This is a genomic window from Streptomyces sp. NBC_00448, assembly GCF_036014115.1.
GTDB lineage: Bacteria > Actinomycetota > Actinomycetes > Streptomycetales > Streptomycetaceae > Actinacidiphila.
Genome location: NZ_CP107913.1, coordinates 8,924,097 through 8,948,642, shown reverse-complemented (window position 1 = coordinate 8,948,642; position 24,546 = coordinate 8,924,097). Strand labels below are relative to the sequence as shown.

At 72.6% G+C, this 24,546-nt stretch carries 17 protein-coding genes and 1 tRNA gene; 11 read left to right on the top strand and 7 right to left on the bottom strand.

The features are described 5' to 3' along the window. The first annotated feature begins 71 nt into the window (after positions 1–71). The 3 genes from OG370_RS38455 to OG370_RS38445 all read left to right on the top strand — a co-directional run bounded on the left by OG370_RS38455 (position 72) and on the right by OG370_RS38445 (position 4,701). Positions 72–1,103, top strand: a complete 1,032-nt coding sequence (locus OG370_RS38455; RefSeq protein ID WP_328472659.1) for a helix-turn-helix domain-containing protein — start codon at positions 72–74, stop codon at positions 1,101–1,103. 213 nt (positions 1,104–1,316) lie between these two features. Continuing rightward, the gene (locus OG370_RS38450; RefSeq protein WP_328472657.1) at positions 1,317–3,899 is read left to right on the top strand and encodes an outer membrane protein assembly factor BamB family protein; all 2,583 of its coding nucleotides are present in this window, start codon (positions 1,317–1,319) and stop codon (positions 3,897–3,899) included. 160 nt (positions 3,900–4,059) lie between these two features. After that, entirely contained in the window at positions 4,060–4,701 is a 642-nt protein-coding gene (locus OG370_RS38445) for a hypothetical protein (protein ID WP_328472655.1), read from the top strand. A 119-nt stretch (positions 4,702–4,820) separates the two neighbouring features. On the opposite strand, the gene OG370_RS38440 is transcribed toward OG370_RS38445, so the two are convergent. Further along, positions 4,821–4,895 (bottom strand) — tRNA-Trp (locus tag OG370_RS38440). 160 nt (positions 4,896–5,055) lie between these two features. Here OG370_RS38440 and OG370_RS38435 point away from each other — a divergent pair. Then, positions 5,056–5,406, top strand: a complete 351-nt coding sequence (locus OG370_RS38435; protein WP_328472653.1) for a hypothetical protein — start codon at positions 5,056–5,058, stop codon at positions 5,404–5,406. Between the two features lie 37 nt (positions 5,407–5,443). Here the strand turns inward: OG370_RS38435 and OG370_RS38430 are convergent, their stop codons facing one another. After that, complete coding sequence (locus OG370_RS38430) at positions 5,444–6,931, bottom strand: MFS transporter (RefSeq protein WP_328472651.1); 1,488 nt, start codon at positions 6,929–6,931, stop codon at positions 5,444–5,446. 116 nt (positions 6,932–7,047) lie between these two features. Between OG370_RS38430 and OG370_RS38425 the strand changes: the two genes are divergently transcribed. Next, on the top strand, positions 7,048–7,941 hold the full coding sequence (locus OG370_RS38425) for a LysR family transcriptional regulator (protein ID WP_328472649.1): 894 nt from the start codon (positions 7,048–7,050) through the stop codon (positions 7,939–7,941). Positions 7,942–8,023: 82 nt separating this feature from the next. Here OG370_RS38425 and OG370_RS38420 read toward each other — a convergent pair whose 3' ends face one another. Beyond that, entirely contained in the window at positions 8,024–8,959 is a 936-nt protein-coding gene (locus OG370_RS38420) for an alpha/beta fold hydrolase (RefSeq protein ID WP_328472647.1), read from the bottom strand. A 542-nt stretch (positions 8,960–9,501) separates the two neighbouring features. Further along, positions 9,502–10,122, bottom strand: coding sequence for an L-threonylcarbamoyladenylate synthase (locus tag OG370_RS38415; RefSeq protein WP_328472645.1), 621 nt, complete (start codon positions 10,120–10,122; stop codon positions 9,502–9,504). A gap of 173 nt (positions 10,123–10,295) precedes the next feature. Here OG370_RS38415 and OG370_RS38410 point away from each other — a divergent pair, with 173 nt between their 5' ends. From OG370_RS38410 to OG370_RS38385, 6 genes are all read left to right on the top strand, one after another. Beyond that, on the top strand, positions 10,296–11,456 hold the full coding sequence (locus OG370_RS38410) for a hypothetical protein (RefSeq protein WP_328474826.1): 1,161 nt from the start codon (positions 10,296–10,298) through the stop codon (positions 11,454–11,456). Positions 11,457–11,623: 167 nt separating this feature from the next. Continuing rightward, the gene (locus OG370_RS38405) at positions 11,624–13,009 is read left to right on the top strand and encodes an MFS transporter (RefSeq protein WP_328472643.1); all 1,386 of its coding nucleotides are present in this window, start codon (positions 11,624–11,626) and stop codon (positions 13,007–13,009) included. Between the two features lie 130 nt (positions 13,010–13,139). Further along, positions 13,140–14,846, top strand: a complete 1,707-nt coding sequence (locus tag OG370_RS38400) for a purine-cytosine permease family protein (RefSeq protein ID WP_328472641.1) — start codon at positions 13,140–13,142, stop codon at positions 14,844–14,846. A 26-nt stretch (positions 14,847–14,872) separates the two neighbouring features. Further along, positions 14,873–15,793 (top strand): GntR family transcriptional regulator, encoded by a 921-nt coding sequence (locus tag OG370_RS38395; RefSeq protein WP_328472639.1) that lies wholly within the window; start codon positions 14,873–14,875, stop codon positions 15,791–15,793. 151 nt (positions 15,794–15,944) lie between these two features. Continuing rightward, a complete protein-coding gene (locus OG370_RS38390) occupies positions 15,945–17,405 on the top strand; it encodes an amidase (RefSeq protein ID WP_328472637.1) in 1,461 nt (486 codons plus the stop codon). An 80-nt stretch (positions 17,406–17,485) separates the two neighbouring features. Further along, a complete protein-coding gene (locus OG370_RS38385; protein WP_328472635.1) occupies positions 17,486–17,782 on the top strand; it encodes a hypothetical protein in 297 nt (98 codons plus the stop codon). Positions 17,783–17,867: 85 nt separating this feature from the next. Here OG370_RS38385 and OG370_RS38380 read toward each other — a convergent pair whose 3' ends face one another. The 3 genes from OG370_RS38380 to OG370_RS38370 all read right to left on the bottom strand — a co-directional run bounded on the left by OG370_RS38380 (position 17,868) and on the right by OG370_RS38370 (position 24,460). Then, positions 17,868–19,667 carry an adenylyl cyclase gene (locus OG370_RS38380; protein WP_328472633.1) on the bottom strand — a complete coding sequence of 600 codons (1,800 nt, stop codon included), beginning with the start codon at positions 19,665–19,667 and terminating at the stop codon, positions 17,868–17,870. Positions 19,668–20,258: 591 nt separating this feature from the next. After that, the gene (locus OG370_RS38375) at positions 20,259–23,021 is read right to left on the bottom strand and encodes an NPCBM/NEW2 domain-containing protein (protein WP_328472631.1); all 2,763 of its coding nucleotides are present in this window, start codon (positions 23,019–23,021) and stop codon (positions 20,259–20,261) included. A gap of 164 nt (positions 23,022–23,185) precedes the next feature. Then, the gene (locus tag OG370_RS38370; protein ID WP_328472629.1) at positions 23,186–24,460 is read right to left on the bottom strand and encodes a PP2C family protein-serine/threonine phosphatase; all 1,275 of its coding nucleotides are present in this window, start codon (positions 24,458–24,460) and stop codon (positions 23,186–23,188) included. Between the last annotated feature and the right edge of the window lie 86 nt (positions 24,461–24,546).

The following is a 24,546-nucleotide window of genomic DNA, read 5'->3' as shown; positions in this document are numbered from 1 at the left end:
ATGCGCAAGATGTTCACGTTGGCCGGGTTGTGCCAGGTGGCTGCGGGCCGCCACACGAGTACGGAGAAACCATGAAACTTGACGTCCTGGGACTCGGTGCGGAAACAGAGCGCGTCTACACGGCGCTGGTCGGCCTTCCCCGGTCCAGCGCCTCGGAGCTGGCCGAGGCGTCCGGCGGCAGCACCGCCGCCGTCGCGAAGGTGCTCGCGGCGCTGGTCGCCAAGGGCCTCGCGACCCGGGCCGGCGGCAGGCCGCCGCGCTTCACCGCCGCCCCGCCGGACGTCGCGGTCACCGCGCTGATCCAGGAGCGGCAGCGCCGGCTCGACGCGGCGCGCACGCTGGTGCAGCGCCTCGCGGAGACGCACCGCGAGGCGCTGCGCATCAACGACCCTGACATCGCGGTGGAGTTGCTCACCCACCGTGACGACATCAGCGCGGCCGCCGGACGGCTGATCAACGAGGCGGAGCGCGAGGTGCGGGCGTTCGACCTGCCGCCGTACATCGACCGGCCGGGCAGCAACCTCCAGCACCAGCTGCGGCGGCAGCGCATCGGGATGGCACACCGGGTGATCTACTCGCGTGACGCGGTGGCGTGGCCGGGCCGGCTCCTCGACGACATCCTGCCGAGCGTGCAGGCCGGTGAACAGGCGCGGGTGCGCGGCGAGTTGCCGTTGAAGCTCGTCATACGCGACGACGTGGCGGCGCTCATCCCGTTCAGCCTGTCGGCCGGCGGGCACTCCGCGGCGTACCTGGTCCACCCGTCCCCGATCCTGGCGGCGCTGGAGGCGCTGTTCGAGGCGGAGTGGGACCGGGCGGTGCCGCTCGGCGCGGGCGGGCCGGGGCTGTCGCAGGGGGCCGCGGGAGCCGTGGAGGCGCCGGGGGCCGGGATCGCCGGGATCGCCGGGGCGTCGGCTGCGCCGAGCGAGGAGACCAGGACCCTGCTCATGCTCCTCACCTCCGGGCTGACCGACGCCGCGATCGCCAGAACCCAGGGGTGGAGCCCGCGCACCACGCAGCGGCGCATCCAGGCCCTGATGACCGCCCTCGGCGCGACCACCCGCTTCCAGGCCGCCCTGGCCGCCGCCCGCCGCGGCTGGGTGTGACCTCGCGCCGCCCCCACCGCACCCCCGCACGACCAAACACCTTGCGCCCAGGGCCAACTTGTTCCGTCCACCGCACCTCGGCGTCCGCCCATTCCATAACGGAGCGATAACGGGTCTAGTCCAGATTTCAGAGGCTGTTCACGCGCCGGTTCGCCGCTCCTCGCGGGGGCTACGCCGGTGCGGCCGAGGGTGGGGACCATGTGCAACCACGACATGACCCGACGTACGTTGATGGGCGCGGGCGCCGCCGCGGCCGCCGCGCTCACCTTGGACATCTCCCCGGCGCTGAGCGGGTCGGCGGCCGCCGACTCCGGCGCCACCGCGACGGTTTCGGGGGTGGTGTACCTGGACCGCAGGAAGAACGGGACGGCGGGCCACGGCAACCCCGGCATCGCGGGGGTCGCCGTCAGCGACGGGGTGCAGACCGTCCTGACCGACCGCGACGGGGCGTACCACCTGAGCGTGGACCCGGGCCGCCGCGCGCAGACCATCGTCTTCATCTGCGTGCCCGACGGCTGCACCGCGCCGCTCGACCAGTACCGCGTCCCCCGCTTCTACCGCCGGGTCGGCGCCCTGAGCGCCGGTTCCCAGGTGACCGCCGACTTCGGTCTCGACCGCGACCACGCCGCCGGCGGCAGCGCGTTCACCTTCACCCAGATCTCCGACACCCATGTGAACACCATCGACATCCCCGAGCCGCCGAGCGACGACAAGGGTGCCGCGATCGGCCGGATCAGCCGCTACCTGGAGCAGATCGGCGCGCTGACGGCCGCTCCCGCGTTCATCCTGAACACCGGCGACCTGTCCTTCGACGGCGCGGACGGGATGTTCCAGGGGCTGCTGGCCGCGTTGAAGAACTCGCCGCTGCCGGTGTGGCCGGTCGTCGGCAACCACGACCACGGTGGCGGCGGCTCGTTGGGCACCGACCGTTACCGCTCCTACCTGGGCCCGGAGTGGTACTCCTTCGACTACCGCGGCTGCCACTTCGTCGTGCTGGAGAACAACGGCGGCTTCGGTGTCGCCGAGCAACTCGCCTGGCTCCAGCAGGATCTGAAGCTGCACGCGCGGGACTCCAAGGGCCGGATGAAGAAGCTGATCGTGGCCACCCACGAGCCCTGGGACACCCCCGCGGCCGGCGGCTCCACCGTCCAACTCCAGTCGTACCTCGACGCGCTGGCCCCCTACGGACCGCGCACGCTGCTCAACGGCCACAGCCACGCGAACTACGTCTCCGAGCGCATCGCGCCCAACACGGTGCAGTACAACACCAGTTCGTCGAACTACAACGACGACCAGAGCCCGATGGGCTACCGCGAGTTCGCGGTCACCACCAAGGGGGTCAGGAGCACTTTCCGGCCCTACGACTACGAGCGCCGCACCGCGTTCCTCAACCCCCTGCCCGGGCAGACCGTCGCCCGCACGCGCACCGACTTCCAGGTCAACGTGTTCGACACCTCGGCCGAGATCGAGTGGGTCCGCTTCCGCGTCGACGACCGCGGCGGCTGGAACGACCTGATGCGCACCGGCCTGTTCACCTGGTCCGCCCCCTGGAACACCAAGCAGCTCGGCCTCGGGCGGCACACCGCGCAACTGCGCGTCCACGCCCGCGGCAACACCGCCTGGAGCGCGGAGACCACCTTCACCGTCACCGCCGCGCCCGCCGCGGTTCCCGCCGTCGCCAACCGGCCCGAGCTGCAGCAGTTCCACGGCGGCCCCGCCCACACCGGCATCGCCGCCGGCCGGGTCGGCCCCGAGCTGGACCTCCTGTGGAGCCACCGCTCCGGCGCCGCCACCGTCATGAGCTCCCCGGTCATCGCCTCCGGCGTGGCCTACTGGGGCACTTGGGACAACGACGCCGAAGCCGGCAACGGCCTGGTCGCCGTCGACACCGCCACCGGCGGGCAGTTGTGGCGCTTCCCCACCCGCTCACAGATCCAGGGCACCCCCGCGGTCAGCGCCGACACCGTCTACGCCACCGAGGTCCACGGCCTGCTGCACGCGGTCGACGCCCGTACCGGAAAGCAGCGTTGGAGCCTGATGCTGCCCGGCGTCAACGCCACCCTCGGCGGCTGGGCGTACACCTCCCCCACCGTCGTGGACACCACCGTGTACGCCATCGGCTACGGGGCGACCCCCCAGTGCAGCGCCATCGACGCCCTCAGCGGCCGCGTCCTGTGGTCGGCGCCCCTGGACGGCGGCTGGTGGAACAGCACCGCCCCCACCGTGGTCGGCGACAAGGTCTACATCAACTCCAACCCCTCCGAGCTCGTCATCCTGGACCGGGCCACCGGTACCCGCCTCGCTGCCTCCAGCCAGCTCGGCGCCCTGACCCACTCCACGCCCGCCGTCGACGGCGACACCGCGTACGCGGGCGCGTTCGGCAACATCCTGGTCGCCCGCGACGCCACCACCGCCGCCGAGAAGTGGCGCTTCACCTCCACCGGCCCCTCCGTGCACGAGGCCGCGCAGATGGGCTCCTCCCCGGCGGTCGACGGCACCACGGTCTACGTCGGGTTCACCGACGGCCGGGTCACCGCCGTCGACAAGGCCACCGGCGGCCAGAAGTGGAGCGTGATGACCGGCGCCGCGATCGTCTCCTCCCCGACCGTCGCCGGCGACCTGGTGTGGATCGGCTCCATGGACGGCTTCCTCTACGCCTTCGACAAGGCCACCGGCGCCAGGCGCGCCGCCGTCGACATCGGCGCCCCCGTCGACGGCACTCCCGCCGTCGCCGACCACCTCCTCCTCGTCACCGCCTACGACGGCAACCTCTACGCCCTCACCACCCGGCGCTGACCCCCACCCGGTGCGGCAGCCGCCCGGCGCCCGGGGCAACCCGGCCGTCCACCGGCTGCCGCACCGCACGCGGGAGTTCACCCCGCGACCCCGACCCACCGGGCCCGTCGGCGGGCACACTGGCTGTAGTTCCAACTGCCGCTCGCCGTATGGGGGGACGATGCTGACGCTGTCGATCTCGGTGCTGGCCGTACTCGTGTCGCTGGGATCGCTCTTCCTCGCGTACGCGTCGGACCGGCGCTCCGAGATGCCGGTGCTCCAGTTCATGTGGGAGAGCGGCCAGGGAACGAGCGGCGAGCCGAAGTGGTGGCTGGTCAACGTCGGCGCCGGCCCCGCCACGAACGTCGTCGTCGCGCAGTCGCTCCGCACGGGTCTCGGCCGCGGCCTGGACCACGAGACGTGGTTCAACCCGGTCCTGGTGCCGTCGATTCCGGCGGGCGGCAGGCTGGCCCTGGCGTGGCTGGGGGGCACGCAAGGTCTCGACTGCGGCTTGGGCGCGAGCTGTACGGACGTCCACCGGTTCTTCTACACCACCAAGTGCGGCGACGACGTGTCGATGTTCCACGTCGGCTTGCACCTGCCGCGATGGCCGCTGCTGAAACTCCACGGGGAGAAGGCGGTCAAGACCTGGTGGGGCGTGGAGGATCTGTCCGGTCCGGAGTGGTCGCACGCCGCGGCGGGGTGCGTGCGCAGGCGCTGGTGGCTGCCGCGGCGGTTCGGGCTCAGCCGCCGCCTCGGGGGGTGGGCGGACCCCGTGCTCTCCTACCGCCCGCAGGCCGTCGTCAGCGGCGCCCCGCAGTGACCGCGCCGGCTCGGCTCAGCCGGCTCCACAGTGCCCGAAAGCCCCGCCGCTGCCAGAGATCCCGGCCCCCTCCGCGAGCGGAAACGTGTCGGAGGAGGCGGCCGGCTGCGCGAGGTGGACGAAGCCGGCCGGATTCGAACCGGCGTCCTCGCGGTTTTGGAGACCGCGCGCGTCGACCGCTGCGCTACGGCTTCGCCCAGCCGGAATCCCAGGCCCCCGCGCCGCGGACAGCTCCGGCTTTCGGTGCCCCTGGCGGCGCGGGCCGGCCGACGGACCGTCACTGCCCCTTGGTCTCGCCCCGCGCGGACGTGTGGGACTACCTTCGGCACGTTCGGACGCGTCGAAAGGGGACACATGACACTGGCCGGAAAGGGATCACGGCGCACCGTGGTCGATGGTGCGGCATACCGGTGGCGGCTCCGGGCGAGGCCCACCTACTCCCAGGGGCTGTGCTGGTCGCCCGCCACGTACGCGGTGGAGAGCGCCGACCGGCCCGGCGCCGTTCTCCTCGTCACCACCGACCAGCCGCACCTGTCCAACTGGGTCGGTCGGACGGGGCGTTCGGTTCTGCCGGCGGACGTCGCGGCCGCCGTACGGCAGGCCCTGGTCCTCGGCTGGGCGCCCGCGCGCCCCGGTGCACCGTTCCGGCTCGACCAGTCGCGCGGCTTCGTTCCGTGGCCGGAGGCGCCGCTCGCCGAGCGGTGATCCGCGGCGAGAGCGGGAGCGCCCCGTACGGCCGGCGTCAGCGGCTCAGCGCTGCCGGTTCGGGGGAGGCCGCGGGCGGCCCGGACTTGGAGCGCGCGGCGAAGGCGACGTCGGCCGCGGCCACGACCAGGGCAAGCGCGATGAAACCGATGCAGTACAGCAGCCCCTTGCCCGCAGCGGCGGGGAACCGTCGGTGCGAAGCGCGCAGCGCGCCGAAGAACGCCGAGCTGGTGACGGCGAGGCCGACCGCCGCTCCGATGCGCTGAGCGGTCTGGAGCGCCGCGGCGGCGGTACCGCCTTCGGACGGGGGCACCTCGTGCAGCGCCAGCGTCAGGTTCGGCCCGACGACCACCCCGCTGCCGGCGCCGGAGAGCAGGAACGGCCCCAGCAGGACCAGCCAGATCGGGGTGCCGTGCACGGTGCGGATCAGGACGACGGTGGCGGCGAGCCCGATCACCACGGTGACCGCGCCGAGCAGGACCAGGAGGCGGCCGAGCCGGATGACGAACCGTCCGGTCAACGCGGCGCCGGCCGCGGCTCCGACCGCGAACGGCACCCCGGTCGCGCCCGAGGCAAGTGCCGTATAGCCGAGCCCCTGTTGGAGGTAGAGCGAGGTGATGAAGGGAATGGCGCTGTACCCGGCGAAGTACGGCACCCCGATGAGCGCGGCGAAGACGTACGACCGCTGCCGCAGCAGCGCCGGATTGATCAGCGGCTGCCCACCGCGCCCGCCGCACCGTCGCTCCCACCCCGCGAAGCCGACCAGCACCACCACGCCGAGGCCGACGGCCGGCCATCGCTGCGCGCCGCCGAAGGAGGTCAACGGCAAGGTGACCAAGGTGATGCCGGCGCCGAGCAGCAGCACGCCGACGGGGTCGAACCGGACGGTACGGCCGCGTGTCCGGTCGAGCCGCCGGCGGTCGTGAGGGATGCGACGCGCCCCGAGGGCATACGCGACGACGCCGATCGGCACGTTCACCAGGAACACCCACCGCCACCCGTTCGCGTTCCCGGCTCCCTGGACGATCAGCCCGCCGGCCACCGGCCCGACGGCGGTCGCCGCCGCGATCATGGCGGCGTACCAGCCGTAGGCGACACCGCGTTCCCGCCCGACGAACAACTGCTGCATCACGCCGACCACCTGCGGCGCGAGCAACCCGCCCGCGACCCCCTGGGCCAGCCGGGCGGACACCAGCCACTCTCCGGAGGGGGCCGACCCGCAGGCCAGGCTGGTCACGGTGAACAGCACCAGGCCGGACAGCAGGAGCGTACGGCGTCCGAACACGTCGCCGAGCCGGCCGGCGGGCACGAGCACCAGTCCGAAGGCCAGCGTGTAGCCGGCCACCGTCCACGACAACTCGCCGGAGGAGACGCCGAGCCCGGCCTGCATCGACGGCATCGCCACGTTGACGATGCTCACGTCGAGCAACGTCATGAACCCGGCGATCAGGCACACCGCGAACGCCGACCAGCGTCGCGGGTCCGTGCCGCGCCCCGGATCGGGTTCGGCGATTGATTCGACCACGTGCACTCCCTGGTTTCCCGTTCGTCCGGGCACCAGTCCACCGGGCTCGGCGAGGGGTGGTCAATGACCGATGCGCCCGTAGACTCATCACCAAACGGAATCAATGGAGATCAACGATGGAGCTCCGGCAACTGCGTTATTTCGTCGCTGTCGCGGAGTTCGGCCACTTCGGCCGGGCCGCGGCGCATCTGCACATCGTGCAGCCCGCGGTGAGCAAGCAGATCGCCGGCCTGGAACGCGAACTCGGACTCGACCTGTTCGACCGCTCCCGCCGGCAGGCGAGGCTCACCCCCGACGGCGAAGCCTTTCTGCCGCACGCGCGCCGGGTGCTGCGCGCCGTCGACCGGGCCGCGACCGCGGCGGCGGATCTCGCGGCGGGCTCGACGGGAACGCTGCGCCTGGGCGGCAACCCGGGCCTCGGCCGCCGACTGGAGGACATCCTCACCGAGTTCCGCAAGCGGCGCCCGGCCGTCACGGTGCATCTGACGACGACCCGGTCGGCCCCGGAGAAGGTCGACGCGGTGCTGGGCGGCGACCTCGACGCCGCGTTCGTCGCGGCGGTGCCGAGGAATCCGCGCCTGAGGGTGCGTCATCTGTGGGACGAGCCGCTGCTCCTCGCGGTACCGGCCGGCCGCGCGCAGGTCGCCGCCGGCCTGATCGGCCTCGCCGACCTGCCACTGTCGAGGACGACCCGCGAGGAGAACCCCGACACGTTCGACCTGATCACCGACGCGTGCAAGGCGGCCGGCTTCACGCCGAGGCCCGGCCCCACCCTCGTCACGGCACAGGACATCCTGCTCGGCCCGGTCGCCGCGGGACGGTGCTGGACGGTGCTGCCCGCGCACACCGCGCACGCGGACTCGGCCGCCGTGGCGTTCGTCGAGCCGGACCGGCCGATCCTGGAACCCACGTCGTTCGTCCTGCCGCACCCCTCCGCCCGCCCGGCCGCCGAGGAACTGCTCGCCGCCGTGCTCCAGGTGACGAAGCAGCGGACCGACGACCGTCGGTGACGACCGGCCGCCACGGCGCGCGGTCACGACGGGCCGTCACGACCGGCGGTCCACGGCCGGCACGCTCCAGCGGCCGATACGGTCAGCGGGTGGCCGTCACCATGGCTTCGATCTGCGCCTCGACGATGTCGGGGCGGTCGACGGGGATGTCGTGCGAGCTGTGCGCGGCCGTGACCAGACGCCGGTTGGACGCCTCCTTCGCGAACGCGGCCTGCGCGGCACGCCACGCCTGCGCGTCGGGCGGCGAGGTCGGGAACGGCGTCTGCTCGGACACGATCACGGTGGCGGGCACGCTCACCGGCCACGCGGTCCGGTGGTACGCGTGCTGGTCCGCCACGTAATCGGCGGCGACCGCCAGCAGTTGACGGTCCGCCTTCGTCACGGGCTTGCCCTTCAACGCGTCGACCTGCGCCTGGGTGGCCGCCGCGACCCGGGCCACCTCGGCGTCCGTGGAGAACTGCGGCACGCTCGCGTCCACCAGCACGGCCCCGGCGAACTGCCCCGGGTGCTGCCGGGTGGCATACGTGGCGATCTCCCCGGCCTCCGAATGCGCCACCAGGATCACGTCGTGGGTGGCCCCCAGATCGGTGAGCCCGGCCTCCAGATCCGAGACCGCGCTCCGCACCTTCCACGGACCCGGCACCGCGTCGCTGGCACCCATCCCCGCCCGGTCGTAGGTGATGATCTCCGACCCGGTCTTCTTCGCCAGCACCGGCACGATGGTCTTCCAGTACGACGAGTCAAGACCGCCACCCGCGTCCAGCACGATCGCGGGCTGATGCCCAGCGGTCACGTGAAACGCCAACCGATGCCCCTGGTTGCCGACCATACGCAACGTCGAACCGGCGCCGGTCGCCCCGGCTTGCGCACTCCCGGCGGAGTGCGACGCGGCGGCGGGGTGGGAAGCACCGGTCCCGGAGTGCCCGCACCCGGCGAGCACCCCGGTCAGCGCCGCGGCCACCCCCACGGCGATCGCCGTACGCCGGCGCTTGGTTGACGACAGGAATCGTGCGGTCATGAGGGTCTCCCCCACAGCTACGGTCGCGGCCCGTGCGGCCCGGAACAGTGGGTTCCCCCGCGTTCCTTCGACAAGTTCAACCCTGCCGTGGCCCGCACACCCGCACGCTGCAGTTGAAACCCCGAACGGGGTGGACACAACCCCACCCCCACCCGGGGGCCTACTCGAAGCGCGTGGGGTCGCCGGCGCCGTGCTCCCCGGACGTCCCACCACCGCGAGGGATCGGTGGCACCGGGTCCGAGCGGTCACGCTTCCGGTGCTTGCTCCACCAGTCGCCGCCCTGGAACACCAGTAGACCGGCCAGGAACGAGGACGCACCGCCGTACGCGAGGCCGCGCCCGTGCATGCCCTCCGCCCAGTCATCCGTGGCAACCGTCCCAGCAGCCATCAACAGCGACCGACCCACGTTCGCAAGACGCACCACGCCGCCTCCCCCCGACACCCGACCACCAGAGTGTCCTACCCCACCACCGCCGGGCCGTGAACTCCCGGCACGCACGGGTGCCGGGGCCCCGGCAGACGTATGCGGGCCGGGCGGGCTCCTACTCGAAGCGCGTGGGGTCGCCGGCGCCGTGGCGGAGGATTTCGCTCGCGCCGCTGGAGAAGTCCACGACGGTGGTGGGCTCGGTGCCGCAGTCGCCGGAGTCGACCACGGCGTCGACGACGTGGTCGAGCCGTTCCTTGATCTCCCAGCCCTGGGTCAGCGGCTCGCCCTCGTCGGGCAGCAGGAGGGTGCTGGAGACGAGGGGTTCGCCGAGTTCGGCGAGGAGCGCCTGGGTGACGACGTGGTCGGGGATGCGGACGCCGACGGTCTTCTTCTTGGCGTGCAGCAGTTGCCGGGGCACTTCGCGGGTGGCCGGGAGGATGAAGGTGTAACTGCCCGGGGTCGCCGCCTTGATCGCCCGGAACACGTCGTTGTCGATCTGCACGAGCTGGCCGAGCTGCGCGAAGTTCTGGCACATCAGGGTGAAGTGGTGCCGGTCGTCGAGGTTGCGGATGGACCGGATTCGGTCGATCCCGTCGCGGTTGCCCAGCCGGCAGCCGAGGGCGTAGCAGGAGTCCGTCGGGTAGGCGACGAGCGCGCCGGACCGGATGCTGTCGGCCACTCCGCTGATGATGCGCGGCTGGGGATTCTCAGGATGTACGTCGAGGTATCGCGCCATCGGCCAAGCGTAGTACCCCGCTTGCGCTTTGCTGTCCGCCCAGGTCAGGCGCGTCGGCGGGGGCCGGGCGGCACGGAGTGGCGTAGTTCACGAAAAGAGCGCAAAAGGAACTTTATGCCATCAGCTGTCCGTCTGTTCTTGCGGTTGACCGTGAGAGGTGGGCAGTGTCTGACATGGGAGCGGGACGGGTCGGCGACGAGCCCCCGGAGCAGGGCGAGCAGGTGGAACAGGGCGAGCGCCCCGACCTGGGCAAGCACCCGGGGAAGGGCCGGCGCCTCGACCTGAGCGTGCCGCAGGTGGCGGGGAGCGCCGTCGCCGCGGTCGTGGCCGCCAAGCTCGCGTCCAACCTCGGCGTGTACGGGACGATCATGGGCGCCGGAGTGGTCAGCGTGCTGGGCACCTGCGGCGGCTCGCTCCTCCAGCACGTCTTCCACCGCACCGGCCGGCACGTACACGAGGTGGCCGGGCACGTCCACGGGGCGGCGACGCAGGTCAAGCCGAAGATCCTCCGCTCGGCGATCGAGACGGCGGCTACGGCGACGCGCCCGGCCGCCGATACGGGCACGGCCGCCGCGCGTACGTTCACCGCCGTGGAGCCCCCCGCGCCCGCCGCTCCCACGGCGATCGGTCCCGTGATGGACACGACGGTGGAGCCGCGGGTGGAGCCGGAGGCGGAACCGGCGGCCGACGCGACGAGACCGTTCCCCCTGGACGCCACCGGCACCTTCGCGGCCCCCACCGCGTACACCGCGTACACCTCGTACACCACGCCCACCGCCCACATCGACCCCGAGAGCACCGACTACTCCGAGGGCACCGTGCACCGCGCCCGCGGGCTGCGCTGGAAGCGGCCGGCGGCGGCGGTGGCGCTCGCGTTCGGCCTGACCATGGGCGGCATCACGGTGTGCGAACTCGCCTCGGGCCAGAACATCAGCGGCCACGGCAGCGGCACGACCATCGGCAACGCCTTCACCGGCGGCAACTCGTCGCACTCCAAGAAGACCCCGTCCCCCGGGACCACGGAGAGCCCCTCCGGCGGCCCCTCCAGCGGCACGCGGGACGGGGGCGACCCCACGCCGTCCGACACCCGTCCGAGCACCGGCGGCACCGCGCCCACCTCCCCCACCCCCTCCCGGACGCCGAGCACCGGACCCGGAACCGGCGGCGGCGCGAACACGGGCGGCGGCACCGGGACCAGCGGCGGCGCGGGTACGGGCGGCGCCGGCACGGGCGGGTCCGTCCGGCCTTCCCCGTCCGCCCCGTCGGCGTCCCCCTCCCCCTCCGACAGCGGCGACCCGGGCGGCGGCGCGGCCGACGCGCAGGACCTGCCGTAGCCCTCGGCCGCACGGCCCGGGACACCCGCGCCATCCACCGCACTCGCCCCACCCACCCCACCCCGTACATGTGTCGACGTCAAGTATCTTGACGTCAAGCAATATCGCGGGGCAGACTCACGTGGTCTCTCGACATCGAGAGACATTCGCGACGAAGGGGCGGGCACATGCGCGGCGGGGGAACCGGCCGGCCGGACCGGGGACAGCGGCACGGCAGCCTGATCGCCCAGACACGGAACCCGCCGGGCGGCCGCGACGCGCGGACGATGCTCTTCGCCCTGCTGCTGGACCGCACGGGCTCCGGCATGTGGTCCGCGGTCTCGGTGCTCTACTTCACCTTCGTGACCGGGCTCGACGCCCGGCAGGTCGGGCTGCTGCTGGGCGTGGCCGGCGCGACCGGCATCGCCGGGTCCCCGCTGGCCGGCCGGCTCGCCGGGCGGTTCCCGCTCCGCCCCCTGCTGCTCGGGTCCCACCTGCTGCGGATGGCGGCCGTCGTCCTGCTGCTGGTCTGCGGCGACTTCGGCACGCTGCTGCCCGTGGTCGCCGTCATCTGCGTCGCCGACCGCGCGGCGAAGACCTGGGAGACGCTCTTCGCCACCCGCGCCGCGGGGCCGGAGCGCACCCGGTACCGGGCCCTGTCGCGCGTCATGATGAACGCCGGCTACGGCGTGGGCGCGGGCGTCGCCGCCCTCGGACTCGCGGTGGGCACCCGCGGCGCGTACACCGCCCTGGTGCTCGGCAACGCGCTGTCCTTCCTGCTCGCCGGCACGCTGGTCGCGCGCACCCGCGAGTCGCGCCGATCGTACGAGGCACCGGCGCGGGAGCAGGGCGCCGTCGTCGGGCCGGCACCCGGCACGAGCCCGTGGCGCGACCCCGGCTACCTGCTGTTCGTCCTGCTCGACACGCCCCTGAACATCGACGACGCGATCCTCAACGTCGGCCTGCCGCTCTGGCTGGTGAACCACACCAGCGCGCCGCACACCGTGGTGCCCGCGTTCATGATCGTCAACAACATCCTGGTCGTCGGCTGCCAGATGCCGGTGTCCGCCCGGATCGACGGCCCGCGCCGCGCGCTGGGGGCGGTGGTGGCGTACGGCGGCGCCCTGCTCGCCTGCTGCGTCCTGGTGGCGCTGTCCGCCGGCGGGGGCCCGGTCACCGCCTCGGTGCTGCTGCTGGCCGCGGCGGTGGCGGTGACCGCCGCGGAGATGATGCGGGCGGTGAGTTCGTGGGAACTGTCGGTCTCCATGGCGCCGGCCCGGTCGCAGGCGGCCTACCTCGGGGTCGCCGGGGTCTCGCAGGGCGTGGCGCGGTCGGCCGGCCCGGTGGTGCTCACCGGCGCGGTGATGGTCGCCGGTCCGGCCGGCTGGCTGGTGCTGGGGACCGCGGTGGCCGGCGTGTCGCTGGCCCAACGCCGCTGCTCCGCACGCCGGCTGGACACCCTGCTCCCGCCGGAGCGCCCTGGCCCGAAACAGCCGCCGCGGCCGGCCGGCGAGCGGCGCATGCCGGCCGAGACCGGCGTTCCGGCCCCGGGCGCGGCCGATCAGCGCAGGTAGCCGGGGTGGGCGCGGCCCGGCGGGCGGCGTAGCGAGGCGTAAAGCGGCGCGGCATCCGCACGAAACACACCATTCATAGCTTCCCGGCCAAGCCGCCTGCGACGGCTCCGCTACGAAGGAGATGGTGGGTATGGGCCTGGCCGACAACCCGGAGATGGAAGACTACTCGCTACGTTTCACCCCCGCGGCCTTCCGCAAGTGGTCGCCGTGGATGGTGTTCCTGTCCTGCCTGGTGGGCATCTCGGCCATGGCGGGGTACGCCCTGGACGCGGCCTTCGTCGACGCGTACGGCTTCGGCAACGCGCTGGTCGGCTTCCTGGTGGCCGCGGCGGTGACGGTGCCGCTGACCTTGGTGCTGGCCTTCGCCATCGCCCGCAAGCACGTGGACATCGACCTGCTGACCCGCGGTTCGGGCTTCGGCTACCTCGGCTCGACCCTCACCTCGCTGGTGTACGCGACGTACACGCTGATCTTCCTCGCCTACGAGGGCGCCATCATGGCGCAGGCGGTCACCGCGCTGACCCACCTCGACATCCACCTGTCGTACGTGCTCGTGGCCGCGGTGATGATCCCGCTGACGCTGTACGGGATGACGTTCAGCTCCAAGTTCCAGGCGTGGACCTGGCCGTTGTGGGTGGCGCTGATCGGCCTGGCGGTGGGGGCGGCGATCACCTCGCCGGACGCCGGGCACCACATGACCTCGCCGGCCACCGTGTCGGCGTCGGGGGCGGCCGGGATCGGCGTGCTGGCGGTCTTCACCATCGCGGCCGCGCAGCTGTCGCTGGCCACCCAGATCGGTGAACAGGGCGACTACCTGCGGCTGATGAAGGACCCGGAGCCGGGCCGGGAGCGCGGCTGGCGGCTCGCGGTGATCTTCGGCGGACCGGGCATGTCGCTGTTCGCGGTGGCCATCTTCTTCGCCTCCACGCTGCTGGTCGGCTACGCCGGCACCAAGGCCGACGCGAGCGTGGTCGCGGTGCCGGTGGACCTGTTCACGGTGGTCTTCGAGCGGGTGACCGGCGGCCACACCTCGGCGCTGGTGCTGGCCGGCAGCCTGGTGCTGCTCTCCCAGCTCAAGATCAACATCATGAACACCTACTCGGGTTCGCTGTCCTGGTCGAACTTCTTCTCCCGGCTGCTGCACCGCCACCCCGGCCGCGCCGCCTGGGTCTTCCTCCAGGTCGGCCTGGCGCTGGTGCTGATGGAGCTGGACATCTTCCACCACATCGTCACGGTGCTGACCTGGTACGCCAACATCGGCGTCGCCTGGATCACCGCGATGTTCAGCGACCTGGTGATCAACAAGCGCTGGCTGCGGCTGAGTCCGCCGCAGCTCGTCTTCCACCGGGCGCACCTGTACAACGTCAACCCGGTGGGCTTCGGCTCGATGCTGATCGCCGCGGCGGTGTCGATGACCGCCTCCTACAAGGTTTTCGGCCCGACCGCGGCGGCGCTGGCGCCGTTCCTGTCCGTCGGCCTGGCGCTGGTGCTGCCGCCGCTGATCGCCGCCGGGACCCGAGGCCGCTGGTACATCGCCCGGCTCAGCGAACTCCCCGCGGGCGCGGAGGAGTTGCCGTGCGCGGTGTGCGGCGGCGACTACGACGTGTCCGACCTGGCGACCTGCCCCTTCCACCGCGGCACGATCTGCTCGCTGTGCTGCTCGACCGAAGGCGCCTGCCACGACCGCTGCAAGCCGAACGCCTGGCGGCCGCCGGCCGGCGCCACGATGCTCGGCATGCCGGCGATGCCCGTCCTGGTCGCCCGCGGCGGCGACGATCCGGCCGCGGTGGGCGCGCACGCCGGCGGCCCGGCCGCCGTCGAGGAGGCGCAGGCGTGAGGGCGCCGGCCGCGACCGCGGAACGTATGCCGGAGACGGAGCAGGAGACGGAGACGGAGCTGGAACTGGAGCCGGACCGCGCACCGCACCCGCCGGCCGCGACGCTCGCCGAGCGCAACGCGCTCGTGCGGGACCGGAAACCCCACGGCAACCGGATGCGGCCAGCATGGCACCGGATGAGACCTGTACCGCCCTCCCCCGGCCGCCGCGAGAGCGCGCGCGTCCACGAGGTGCGCCGGCTGCGGGACATGATCAGGACCACCATCCAGCGCGACGGCTACCCCGGCGGCCTGCTCCCGTACGAGTCCGAGCTGATGGCCGGCCACGGGATGTCCCGGGCCACCGTCCGGGAGGCGCTGGCCATGCTGCGCGCCGACGGTCTGATCGAGCGCACCCAGGGCGTCGGCACCCACGTGGTGACCGCCACCGTGACCACCGGCCTGGCCGAGGCGCACGGCGCGGTACGGCCCACCGCCAACGGTCTCTTCGACCGGCGGATGCGCCCGCGGGTGCTGGACCGCAGCCGGATTCCGGTGCCCGGCACGGTCGCCGAACGCCTCGGCGTCCCGCTCGGCACCCCCTGCCTGCGCCTGGAGTACGTCGGCCTGCTCGACGAGGAACCGCTGCTCGTCGCCACCAACTACGCCCTCTACCCGGAGGCGGAGCGGCTGGGCGACAGCCCGTTCGTCTCGGACTGGTACGCCCTGATGGCGGCGGCCGGCGCGGACTTCGGACAGTCCGAGTTCGTGATCGGCTCCGAACTGGCCGACCCGCTCACCGCCGACATGCTGGGCCTGCGCCCGGGAGCACCGCTGCTCGCGATGGAGCAGGTCATCTACGACCCGGACGGGCGGCCGTTCGACGTGGCGTTCATCTACACCCGCAGCGACCGGATGCGGTTCATGTCCAGGGCCGTGGTGGACACTCCGCCGCCGGCCGGCGCCTGAGCGCCGCGCCGCACCGTTCCCACACCGCCGTTCCCACACCCCGCCGTTCCAGCACCCCGCCGCCCCACCACGCAGCCGCCCCAGCACGCGGCCGCGCCCGGTCGCGCTGCCGCCAACTCCCCTTCCCGCCAAGCACTTTGGAGCTGCCACCATGACCACCACGACCACGACCACGACCACGACAACAACCGCCACCACCGCCCTGCCGGTGACGCTCACCGACGCGGCCAGGGCGCTGCGCGAGGGCACCGTGACCTCGACCGCCCTCACCCGGGCCGCGCTGGCCGCCGCCGACCGGCTGGACGCGGCGACCGGAACGTACCTGCACCGGCTCGACGCCTACGCACTGGCCACCGCCGAGCGCGCCGACCGGGAGCTGGCCGACGGCCTGGACCGCGGCCCGCTGCACGGCATCCCGTTCGGCGTGAAGGACATCCTGGCGATGGCGGAGGGCCCGACCACCGCGCAGAGCCTGATCCTGGACCGCCGGTGGGGTGCGGACAAGGACGCGCCCGTGGTCGCCCGGCTGAAGGCGGCCGGCGCGGTGATCACCGGCAAGACCTCCACCATGGAGTTCGCCTGCGGCATGCCCGACACCGACAAGCCGTTCCCGGTGCCGCGCAACCCGTGGGACACCGCGACCTGGCCGGGCGGGTCCAGCTCCGGCACCGGCACCGGGGTGGCCGGCGGGCTGTTCCTGGCCGGGCTCGGCACCGACACGGCCGGCAGCATCCGCATCCCGGCCGCCTTCTGCGGGGTGACCGGACTGATGCCGACCTTCGGCCGGGTGCCCAAGTCCGGCTGCGTGCCGCTGGGTTACAGCCTCGACCACATCGGCCCGCTGGCCCGCAGCGCCCGCGACTGCGCGGCGGTGCTCGAAGTGCTGGCCGGCCCGGACGCCAGCGACCCGGACTGCGTGGACGCGCCGTTCACCGCTCCCGCCCTGACCGGCGACCTCACCGGCGTGCGGATCGGCCTGGTGCGCGAGCACCACTTCCCCGAAGGCAGCGACCCGGCGGTGGAACCCGCCTTCGAGGCGGCGGCGGCTGTGCTGGCCGAGCGCGGCGCGACCGTCGTCGAGGCGGTGCTGCCGTACTGGTCGGAGATGATCACCGCCGACATGGTCACCATGTCCTGCGAGGCGCTCGCCTACCACCGCACCGACCTGTCCGACCGCTGGGGCGACTACTTCCGCTCCACCCGCGCCACCATCGCACTCGGCGCGCTGGTCTCCGGTGCCGACTACGTCCAGGCCCAACGGGTGCGCCGGGTCGCCCAGGACGCGCTCGCCCGGCTCTTCCGCGAGGTCGACGTCCTCGCCTGCCCGACCATCTCGGTCGGCGCGCCGGCCTACGAGTCGGTGGTCGACGCCGAGGGCCGGCTCGACGTGGAGGCGCTCTTCCGCTTCATCCACACGCCGTACTGGGACAGCGTCGGCAACCCCGTCATCGCGCTGCCGATGGGCTTCACCGCCGCCGGGCTGCCGCTGTCCCTGCAACTCGCCGGACCCGCCTTCGGCGAGGCGGTCCTGCTGCGGGCCGCCGACGCCTTCCAGCAGTCCACCGACTGGCACCTGCGGGTGCCGGCCGGCGCGGCACCGTACCCGGGTTGACCGCACCGCACCGCCCACACCGCCCAGCCCCGACCCGCACCCTGCGCGCCCCGCGCCGCGCCCTCGGAAGGACCCCCGCCATGAACGACGCATCGCCCAACGACACGACGCAGCATGTTGGTTCGGAGGTCTCCGGTTCGCAGCAGCCCGGTCCGCAGGACTCCGGCGCCGACGAGACGACCACCCGACTCCTGCTCGCCGCCGCCTCGTTGCCGGTCGACGCGGGCGAACTCGCCCTCCTCACCGCGCAGTACCCGAGGCGCCGCGCCGACGTGGACGCGCTCTACGCGGTGCCGGCCGCCCGCTACGCCGACCCCGCACTGCGCTTCCGGGCCGGCGCCACCATCGAGGAGTGGGCGCGGCCGGCGGTCGGCTGACCGCTCCCCCACGCCGACGGCCGCCGGTGCGGTCCGGGTCTGCCCGGACCGCACCGGCGGCCTGCCACGAGGGGCGGTCGCGAGGTCAGACGGTCGCGACGCCGTTCGCGTACCGCTTCATGTTGTACGTGCCGAAGCCGTTCTCGACCGGGTCACCGCTGCTGTTGATGCAGTGCAGGATGCCGCCGCCGGCCGCGTCGTTGAGGCAGACGGTCATCAGGTCGGTGAAGACCACGCCGGGGGTGTCGGGGACCTCGTAGGCGCGGTCGGTGTAGATGTTCGCCTCCAGGTTGAAGAAGCAGTAGCTCCCCAGTCCCCAGGCGAGGTGGTCGGTGACGGAGTCCGCGACCTTGTAGGCGGCGTACCCGTTGGTGCCGCCGTGCACCCAGGCCGACTGGGTGGGCACGTCGTACGGGTGCTCGTTCTGGAAGAAGTACGTACGGCCGTGGTTGCCGTTCCAGACCACTTCGTACTTCTGGTAGTGCTCCACCGCCAGGGCGTAGGCGGTGACGTGCTCGCCGTTGACGAGGAAGCCGGTGTCGGCCGGGTTGACCGACCAGCCGACGGTGCCGTCCAGGCCGTGGTCGGCACGCCAGAGCCAGAGGTTGTCGCAGATCACGTCGTTGCTGTCGAGCTGGACGCTGACCCCCGCGCCGCCCGGCAGGGAGCCGCCGATCCGGGCGTAGACGTCGAAGAGCGCGGTGGGGTCCGCGGAGTGCCTGATCCGGCTGCGGCCGTGGCCGACCCGCAGCAGCACCGGGGAGTGCGCCGAGGCCGCCTCCAGGAGCACCCCGGCGACGGTGACGCCGCCGACGTCGGCGACCTCCACCAGGGAGTTGCCGTGGGTGGCCTGGAGCGTGGCCAGGCCGAGGCCCAGGACGACGGTGCCGGGGCGGTTCACCCGCAGCGGCGCGGACACCTGGTAGACGCCGGGGGTCAGCAGCAGGTGCTGCCCCCGCGCCAGGGCCCGGTTGAGGTCCGCGGCGGAGTCACCGGGCTTGGCCACGTGGAAGTCGGACAGCGGGATGCTGCGGCCCTTGGCCCGGCCGTGGGCCCAGGTGGTGCCGGCGCTGTCGCGGCGCAGCGCGGGCACGAAGACCTGGTAGCCGCCGTGCCGGTCCGCGGTCAGGAAGGGCTTCTCCCGTACGGTCGGGGTCCGGTCGACGGTGGTGTAGGGCGGCGTGGGGAAGGACTGCGCGGGGGCGCCCTGGGTGCCGACGAAGACCATGTTCCAGTTGGAGCCGGTCCAGCTGCCGAAGGTGTCGTTGCGCGACAGCCACTGCTGCTGCGAGCCGGAGTCCACCTGGCCGTCCACCACGCTGTCGGCGAGGAATCCCCCGCTGGACCACTGGTTGCCGGGCGGGCTCGGCCACAGGGTCATGTCGCCCTTCACGTGGACGCGGCGCATCGGGCCCGCCTGGGCGACCGCCCAGCGCTCCAGGCCGTCCGGCGGGGCGATGCTCAGGTTCTCCGCGGCCCGCCAGAAGTTCTGCGTGCCGTTGCCGTCCAACCACTGCGCGTCGACGGTGACATGACCGTTGATCACCACGTCGTCCGGGCTGTCGCCCAGGCCGAGCACGTGGGTGTAGAAGCCCACGTTGACGTCGACGTTGTAGCTGCCGGGCATGAAGGCCAGGGCGTACCGCTCGGTGCCGAACTGGTTGGACTGCTGGGTGGCGAACACGGCGTCGAGCTTCGCCTGGATCGCCGCGTCGCCCATGGACGGCTCGAAGACGAGGACGTTCGGCCCCAGGTCGGCGCCGCCCCCGTGACCGGGCTGCGGGTGACCGGGGTTCGCGTGGCCGGGCTGCGAGGCGAAGGCTGAACCGGTGGCGATGCCGCCGACCAGCGGCACCGCGGCGGCGACGGCCGCTCCGCGGAGCATGGCACGGCGCGTGGGAATGACGGACACGGCTCTCCCTGAAGTGGTGGATGGGGAGGAGAACTGCGGCTGGCCCTGAACCGCGTGAGAGCGCTCTCAGGGACGAAGTGAATCATCGCGCTTATGCAGCGTCAATAAAGCGGACGGTCATAACTCGACCGGCTGGGAGGCGCGAGGGAGAGGCCGCTGCGGCAGCAGCGACACCCGGCTGGGGCGGCTGTGGCAGCGGGTGAAGGAGTGGCGCCGGCGCGGCGGATGGAGGCAGCAGGGTACGGCGGCAGCGCGGCAGTTGGAGGCGTCTCCGGGCGGCGGCACGGCGGGCGAAGGGCTCGGCGCCGGGCGAAAGAGCCAGGGCGGGCGAAGGACCCGCGGCGCCGAGCGCAACCGTCCACCCGCGGCGCACGCAACCACCCGTCCGCGCCGGCGCCACTCCTTCACCCGCGCCGAGCCCAACCGTCCGTCCGCGCCACGCGCAACCGTCCATCCGCGCCGAGCCCAACCGTCCGGCCGCGCCACGCGCGACGGTCCGGCCGCGCGTGGGCACGGCCGGACCGGGCTGCCGGGGTCACCCGGCATCGCCTCGCGCGCGGGCGCTCAGCCGGAGCAGGTGACGACGGGCGCCGCCCAGTCCCCGTGGTCGTAGGCGTTGCCGTCGCCGGCGTCGCCCACCACGAGGTCGAGAGTCTGCACGCCGGTCAGATCGGCGCTGATCTTCTGCGCCGGGTCACCGCCCTTGATGGTGCCCGTGGCCGTCAGCGTCTTGCCGTCGCCGAGCACGCTGAACGTGTCGCTGCCGGACGTCCCCGCGTCGTCGTCGTTGCCGACCGTGGCGGTGAACTTCGAGCAGTTGCCGCCGAGATAGATCGTCACGTCGCTGATCGAGTTGGTGCCCAGGCCCTTCGGGTACACCGTGCCACCGAGCGTGATCGGGGTGCCGTCACCGGCGTTGGTGCCGCCCACCGACTCGTCGCGCTCCACGGGGCCCCAACCGTTCGTGGACGAGACGAAGTCGAGGTCGCTCACGTCGTTCACCCCGGTCGGCGGCGGCGGGTTGGTGACCGCCACCTGCGCGTCCTGCCGCAGCCACTGCGCGACCTCGCCCTGCGCGAAGGTCGCGGTGGCGCTGACGGTCGCGGTCGACGCCTTGTCCGTCGGCGCGGTCAACTGCCAGACGGCGGTGGCGCTCTGCCCGGGCCGGATCGCCCCGAACACCTCCGGCTGGGCGTCGAAGGTGAACCCGGGCGCGGAGAGGGAGACGTTGACGCCCTCGGCGGTCTTCGCGCGGGCCGGCACCGACACGGTGGCGGACACCGTCAGGGTCTTGCCGCGCTGCACGCTCTTGGCCGACGGGGTGACCGCCAGCGCCGCGGTGGCCTTGTCGCCACCGGTCTTCTGGAAGGACAGGTTGTCGAACTGGTCGGTGTCGTACGACGTGAGGCCGAGCCCGCCCTGGCCCGCGGTGTAGCTGCTGTCGTGCGCCACGCCGACCTGCTTGCCGTCCACGGACGCGGTGATCGCCGAGCCGCTGAAGGAGAGCCCGAGCCGGTGCCACTTGCCGGTGCCGAGCGGGGTCGTCGCGGACCTGCTCAGCACCGTGCGGTTGCCGTCCGCGTCGCTCTTCAGGATCGTCCAGGCACCGGTGTCGCTGATCTGGAAGTAGTAGCCCTGCTGGTGGGACTGCGGGCGGTTCTGGGTGCCCGCGCGCCCGATCAGCTCGACGGTGCCGGGCTTGGCCAGTTCGACGTCGGACTGGAGCGAGTAGTCCGTCCAGGTCGGGTCGCCGACCAGGGTGAACGCGTCGGAGTCGTCCTGCCATTCGATCGGCTTGACCGGCGCCATCTGCTGCAGGCACATCCCCCGCCGGCCGGCGGCGCACTTCTGCACCTCGAACGAACCCTGCATGTCGGAGACGTACTTCGCCTCAGTACCCGCGACATCGTTGTCAAAGCTGTCGGAGTAAGGCAGCTTCAGCGCGTGCGCGGCGGGCGCGGTCGCGGTGCCCTTGCCCTGCCCGGTGGTCGTGGTGACCGTGTAGATGTAACCGGGCTTCATCGTCAGCGCGTACGTGCCGTCGGACGACGGGGTGATGTCCTGGGTGTGCACGAAGTCCGTCGCCGCGCTGGGCTGGTCGACGTCGGTGGCCCACACGTGCGCGGTGCCCGTGGACAGCCCGCCCTTGACGGTGAAGTGCGCGGTCTGCGCGGCGGTGGCGGTGGTGGTCTCCAGCACCGTCGAATAGTCCTTGCCGTTCGGGGACTTGAGCGTCACGTAGCTGCCGTTCGACTCCGAGCCGCCGAGGTAGCCCGACCCCGCGTCGACGAACTTCCAGCCGGGCTGGGCGAACTGGGTGACCTGCGCGGTGGCCCAGGTGTTCTCGCCGATGCCGTAGTTGCCCGACCAGGGCGAGCCGGCGGTGGCCAGGCCCACCGTGGAGTACGGCAGGTTGGGGTAGATCGCCGCGATCAGCGGCCAGTTGAAGTAGCTGGTCATCTTGGCATCGACGTAGCCGCGGGTGATGGAGCGGATCAGCGCGGGCGCGCCGGTGTTCATGTCCTGCGAGCCGTTCTCGGACGCCCACAGCGGCTTGCCGTTGTCCTGTGCGGTCTTCGTGCTGGAGCAGCTCGTCGCCGGTCCGCCGTCCCCCTGGCAGGGGTAGTGAGCGCCGATGATGGAGACCGCGTTGTTGAAGTCGGGGTCCTTGGCCATGTCGTCGGCGACGTCCCAGCCGCTGTCGTCGGCCACGATCTGCACCTTGGAGTAGCCGGCGTCATCAAGGGCCTTGCGGAGCTGCACGTACCAGTCGGCGTCGTGGCCGCGCTCGTTCCAGCCGCCGAGGTACTTGATGTCCAGGCCGTGGCTCTTGGCGCAACCCAGCCACGAGATCAGGTAGTTGATGGTGTCGGTCGACCAGAAGCCGCCGTTGATCCAGCCGGGCGCGGCCCATGCCAGGCCGTACAGGCCGATGTCCGGGTTGCGCTTGACCGCCTGCTCGGCGAGCCAGAACTCGTAGCCCGCGTCGCAGTTGACCGTGCCCTTGCTGTGCTCGATCGACGGCTCCGAGCCGTCCGTGGAGTTGGCGTCACCGCCGATCTCCAACTTCAGCAACTGGAGGTTCGCGCCGTAGCCCGGCTTGAACATGTAGTCGAGGATCTGCTTCTGCTGGGCGGCCGGATAGTCCGTCAGCAGGCGGGAGTTGCCACCCCCACCGCTGATCGCGCCGATCCCGTCGAACGTCCGGCCGCTCTGGCCGCCGTCCACGCTGATCGACGTACCGGGGTCCGCGTGGGCCGGCGCCGTGCTCGCGGCCAGCAGCGCTGCCAGCAAGGCCAGCACCCACAGCGGGGTAAGTCTCCACACACGAGTCATCACTCGGGGCATGGCTGACGCCCTTCACTAGAGGAGGATGGCGCCAAGTGTCCCTACCTGTTGAATATTCGGTCAACAGCGCGAACAAAGAAACACAATCAAACATCCCCCGACCCACCGCCCGGGTAAAAACCTCACCGGGCGAACAGGACCCGTCAAAGCCGGATGACGAGCAGGGAGATGTCGTCCTGCTGGCCGGAGGGGTCGGTCATGGCCGGGAGCAGGCCGTCGGCCAGGTCGTCCGGGGAGAGCGCGCGCAGCTCGCGGATGGCGTCGATCAGGCGGTCGACGCCCGTGTAGATGTCCTCGCCGCGCCGCTCGATCAGGCCGTCGGTGTAGAGCACCAGGGTGTCGCCCGCCCGGTACTCCGCGGTGGCCTGCGGCCGCGGCACGTGCTCCAGGCGCGCGCCCAGCGGCGGGTCGGTGGCCTGGTCCAGCAGGTCGTACGTGCCGTCGGCGCGCATGAGCACCGGCGGCGGGTGGCCGGCGTTGCTGTACATCACCAGCCGGCTGAGCGGGAAGAGCTGGCAGGTGAACGTGGTGGTGGCCATCGCGCCGTCGTGGGAGCGCGCGTACAGGCCCAGCGTCTCCAGCGCGCCGTTGGGGCCGTCGGCGACACGGATCGCGGCGCTCAGCGCGCTGCGCAGCATGCCCATGACGCTGGCGGCGTCCACGCCGTGGCCCACCACGTCGCCGACGGACAGCGCCAGCCGCCCGTCGGGCAGGTCCACGACGTCGTACCAGTCCCCGCAGGCGTTCATGCCCTTCAGCGCCGGCAGGTAGCGCACCGCGATCTCGGGGTGCGCGGCCAGGTCGGGGGTGGCGAGCATGGCCCGCTGCAGGGCCAGCGCGACATCGCGGGTGCGCAGCGCGGACTCCTGGAGGCGGGCGTTGGCCTGCCGCAACTCCTGTGCCCTGGTGAACATGTCCGCGCGCGGCGCCTCGACGTCGGCGCCGTCTCCCGCCCGGCCGTCGTCCACCGCGCCCTCGTCCTCCTGCTCGGAGCGGACGTACTCGGTGACGTCGTCGACCTGGTGGATGATCAGCTCCACCTGCCCGTCGGCGCCCTTCACCGGCCGGTTCACCACGTTCCACCAGCGGGGGTCCAACCGGCCGGCCCGGTCCGGCCGCGGCACCGTGAAGCGGTGCAGCAACAGCATGTTGGTGCGGCCCGAGGTGAGCGCGACCTCCAGCGACCTGCGCTGGACCTCGGCGCCGTGCGAAGCCGGGTCGCTGGGATCGGGCGGGTAGGCGTCGAAGAAGCCGGAGCCGAGCAGTTCCTCCGCCGCCCTGCCGGTGGCCGCGACGTACGCCTCGTTGACCGCGACGATCGTCAGCTGCCGGTCGAGCACCACGCAGGCCGCCGGCATCGCCGCGAACAGCGCCGCGTAGTCCAGCTCGGCGCCCTCGCCGCCAGCCACCGCGACCACCCGGCCTCCCTCTCTGCACCCGTGTCGTACGCCCTGGTCCGGCCGTGCCCGCCAGTCAACCCCGGCGGCGCGGCAGCCGAGCTCAG